The following is a 3627-nucleotide window of genomic DNA, read 5'->3' as shown; positions in this document are numbered from 1 at the left end:
TGCACGCCAACGCGGCGGCGGTGCCCAGCGCCTCCAGCCGGGCGGGGACGTCCGCCGCCGCGTTGGCGTGCACCGTGCCGCATCCGCCGTGCCCCGTGTTCAGCGCGGCCAGCAGATGGACGACCTCGCCGCCGCGCACCTCGCCCACCACCAGCCGGTCCGGCCGCATCCGCAGCGCCTGCCGCACCAGGTCCTCGAGGGTCACCAGACCCGCGCCCTCCTGGTTGGCGGGCCGGGTCTCCAGGCGGACGACATGCGGATGGTCGGGCCGCAGTTCCGCGGAGTCCTCGGCGAGCACCAGCCGCTCGTCCGGACCGGCCAGTCCGAGCAGTGCGCTGAGCAGCGTGGTCTTGCCGGTGCCGGTCCCGCCGCTGATGAGGAAGGACAAGCGCGCCCGGATCAGCTCCCGCAGCACACGGTCGCCGCCGGGCGGCACCGTGCCCGCCGCGACCAGTTCGTCCAGCGTGAACGCGCGCGGCCGTACGACCCGCAGGGACAGGCAGGTGCAGCCGACCGCGACCGGGGGCAGCACCGCGTGCAGCCGGGTTCCGTCGGGCAGCCGGGCGTCCACCCAGGGCCGGGCGTCGTCCAGCCGGCGCCCGGCCACGGCGGCCAGGCGCTGCGCGAGACGCCGTACGGCCGCCGCGTCGGGGAAGGCGACGGCGGTCCGCTCCAGCCCGCGTCCCCGGTCCACCCACACCCGGTCCGGGGCCGACACCAGGACGTCGGTCACCGACGGATCGGCGAGCAGCGGTTCCAGCGGACCGCTGCCGACCAGCTCGGAGCGCAACTGCTCCGCCGCCCCGAGCACCTCCGCGTCACCGAGCACCCGGCCCTGCTCGCGCAGCGCCTGCGCCACCCGGGCGGGCGTCGGCTCGGCTCCGCTCTCGGCGAGCCACTGCCGTACGCCGTCCAGCAACCGAGCGGGCATCTGGGGACCGTCGGCGGGCCCCGTCTGCGCGAACACGCCCGCCGGGAAGGCCCGTTCACCCGCCCGTCGCCGCTCTTTCCACTCGCGCCGCTCTCGCCGCTCTCGTCGTTCCCGCCGTTCCCACCGCTCTCGTCGCTCTCGCTGTTCGAAAGGTGTCGTCGTCCTCATGCGGCGGCCGCCTCCGTCAGGGCCCGCTCCCAGAAGGCGGAGCAGAACCGGGCGAGCGGTCCGCGCGCCACCGCGCCGGGCGGGGTCCCGCCCGCGTCGGGCCGCCGCAGCGCCGGCTCCACGGGCACCTCGCCGGCCAGCGGCAGACCGAGCAGCCGGGCCACCTCGCGGTCGTCGAGGCCGGGCGCGTACGGCCCCCGCACCGCCACCCGCAGATCGCGCAGGACCATGCCGACCGCCGAGGCCACACGCGCGGAGGCCGCCATGGCGCGCAGTTCGGCGGGGACCACGAGCAGGCCGAGGTCGAGCTGGGCGAGGACCTCGGCGACGCCCTCGTCCACACGGCGGGGCAGGTCGACCACCACGGCGCCGCCGCGCCGCCGGGCGGCGGCCAGCACCGCCCGCACGGCCTGCGGCGGCACGGTGACGCAGTCGCCGCGGTCCCAGCTGAGCACGCGCAGCGCGTGCAGTTCGGGCAGCGACTCCTCCAGGGCACCGCCGCCGACCCTTCCGCGCGAGGAGGCGAACGCCGGCCAGCGCAGCCCCTCGGTCGTCTCCCCGCCGAGCAGGACGTCGAGCCCGCCGCCCAGAGGATCGGCGTCCACGAGCAGGGTGCGCAGCCCCTCCCGTGCGGCGGTGACGGCGAGCGCGCAGGCCAGCGTGGACGCCCCCGCCCCGCCGCGCCCGCCGATGACGCCCACGGTGAGCGCGGGCCGGCCGACGCCCTCGGCCACGTCGGCGATGCGGTCGACCAGCCACTGCTCCCCGTCGGGCAGCACCAGCACATGGTCGGCGCCGATCTCGACCGCGCGCCGCCAGATCCCGGGGTCGTCCTGGTCGCGGCCGACCAGCACCACGCCGCGCCGGCGCGGGGCTCCGCGCACCCGCCGGGCGGCGTCGTCGCCGACCAGCACCAGCGGTGCGCCCTCCCAGCCGCCCCGCTGCTCGGGCACCCCGTGATGGACCTCGGGGGTGGCCCCGGCCGCCGCGCACAGGCGCAGCAGGTCGTCGAGGAGTTCGGCGTCCTCGGTGACGATCAGCGGTCTGCCCTGCCGCCCCGGGGTGCCGGGCGGTGGATCGTGTGTGACGGTTCCGGACACGGGTCGGTCCCCCTTCGCTGCTTTCTGCGCGCGGCCCGCACGGCCCCGCGGATCCCGGATGCGTGAAGAACCGGCGACGGGCCTTCACGGGGACGGCCGGTACGAACCCGGCCCGGCACACCCGGCCCTCGCAGCCGGCCGTCGGAACCGGCCACCGGAACCGGCTACCGGAACCGCCACTGGAACCGGCATGAACTCGCCGAACCCGCCGCGAGAGGTGCGCGCCGGAATCACGGTGCAGCGTTCCGGAAAATCGTGCGGATCTTGGTCGAAAACTGTGGACAACTCGATGGCTGTGAATATCGCCATCACCCATACCGGTGAGGCGCACGCGAGTTCCCGTGCGAATTCCACAGAGCAGCGCCGCGACTACGCACCGTGACGGATCATGAAGGGCGGCGGCGCACCCCGCGCCGCGCGGACGGACGGCGGGACAGGCGCCGACAGAAAGGAAAAACCCGCCCGGACATGCGACGACCCCCGCCGGGGGGGAGAGCGGGGGTCGTCTCCACGGCCGACTCGGGGGGGGAGGAGTCGGACCGGGTTAGCACGGTCGCGAACGATCCGTGACTTCCATGGTGTACCCGAGAGCCTTCTCAGGCAAACCCACGCGCCCACCTTACGCCGAATGGGCTGCCCCTATGCTCGGGGGCGTGGAAAACCACTCCTTGCCCCGCACAGCGGCCTTCTTCGATCTGGACAAGACGGTCATTGCGAAGTCGAGCACGCTCACCTTCAGCAAGTCCTTCTACCAGGGCGGCCTGATCAATCGCAGAGCCGTGCTGCGCACCGCGTACGCCCAGTTCGTCTTCCTCGCCGGCGGCGCCGATCACGAACAGATGGAGCGCATGCGCGAGTATCTGTCCGCGCTGTGCCGCGGGTGGAACGTGCAGCAGGTCAAGGAGATCGTCGCCGAGACGCTCCACGACCTGATCGACCCGATCATCTACGACGAGGCCGCGTCCCTCATCGAGGAGCACCACGCCGCCGGACGGGACGTGGTCATCGTGTCCACGTCGGGCGCCGAGGTGGTCGAGCCGATCGGCGAGCTGCTGGGAGCCGACCGCGTGGTGGCCACCCGGATGGTGGTGGGCGAGGACGGCTGCTACACCGGCGAGGTGGAGTACTACGCCTACGGCCCCACGAAGGCGGAGGCGATCCGCGAACTGGCCGCGTCCGAGGGGTACGACCTGAGCCGCTGCTACGCCTACAGCGACTCGGTGACCGACCTGCCGATGCTGGAGGCGGTCGGCCATCCCCACGCCGTCAACCCGGACCGGGCGCTGCGCCGGGAGGCCGTCGCACGCGGGTGGCCGGTTCTCGACTTCCACCGGCCGGTGCGGCTCAAGCAGCGGCTGCCCTCCTTCTCCGTGCCGTCGCGTCCGGCCCTGGTCGCGGCGGCCATAGGCGCGGCGGCGGCCACCGCGG

3 protein-coding genes are annotated in these 3627 nt (G+C 74.5%); 1 reads left to right on the top strand and 2 read right to left on the bottom strand.

Translation table 11 applies throughout. The annotated features are described in order from the left end of the window. Window positions 1-931: TadA family conjugal transfer-associated ATPase (locus CCN35_RS24800; RefSeq protein ID WP_086794405.1), on the bottom strand; the 931-nt coding region annotated here is incomplete at its 3' end. A gap of 164 nt (window positions 932-1095) precedes the next feature. Next, a complete protein-coding gene (gene ssd / locus CCN35_RS24795) occupies window positions 1096-2199 on the bottom strand; it encodes a septum site-determining protein Ssd (RefSeq protein WP_086794402.1) in 1104 nt (367 codons plus the stop codon). Window positions 2200-2840: 641 nt separating this feature from the next. On the opposite strand from ssd, the gene CCN35_RS24790 reads away from it, so the two are divergent. Further along, a partial coding sequence (locus tag CCN35_RS24790) for an HAD family hydrolase (protein ID WP_086794403.1) occupies window positions 2841-3627 on the top strand: 787 nt, incomplete at its 3' end.

This window comes from Streptomyces thermovulgaris (genome assembly GCF_002155915.1).
Taxonomy (GTDB): Bacteria; Actinomycetota; Actinomycetes; order Streptomycetales; family Streptomycetaceae; genus Streptomyces; species Streptomyces thermovulgaris.
Note: the sequence above shows the minus strand (reverse complement) of the source record. Positions and strands in the feature narration are given on the sequence as shown.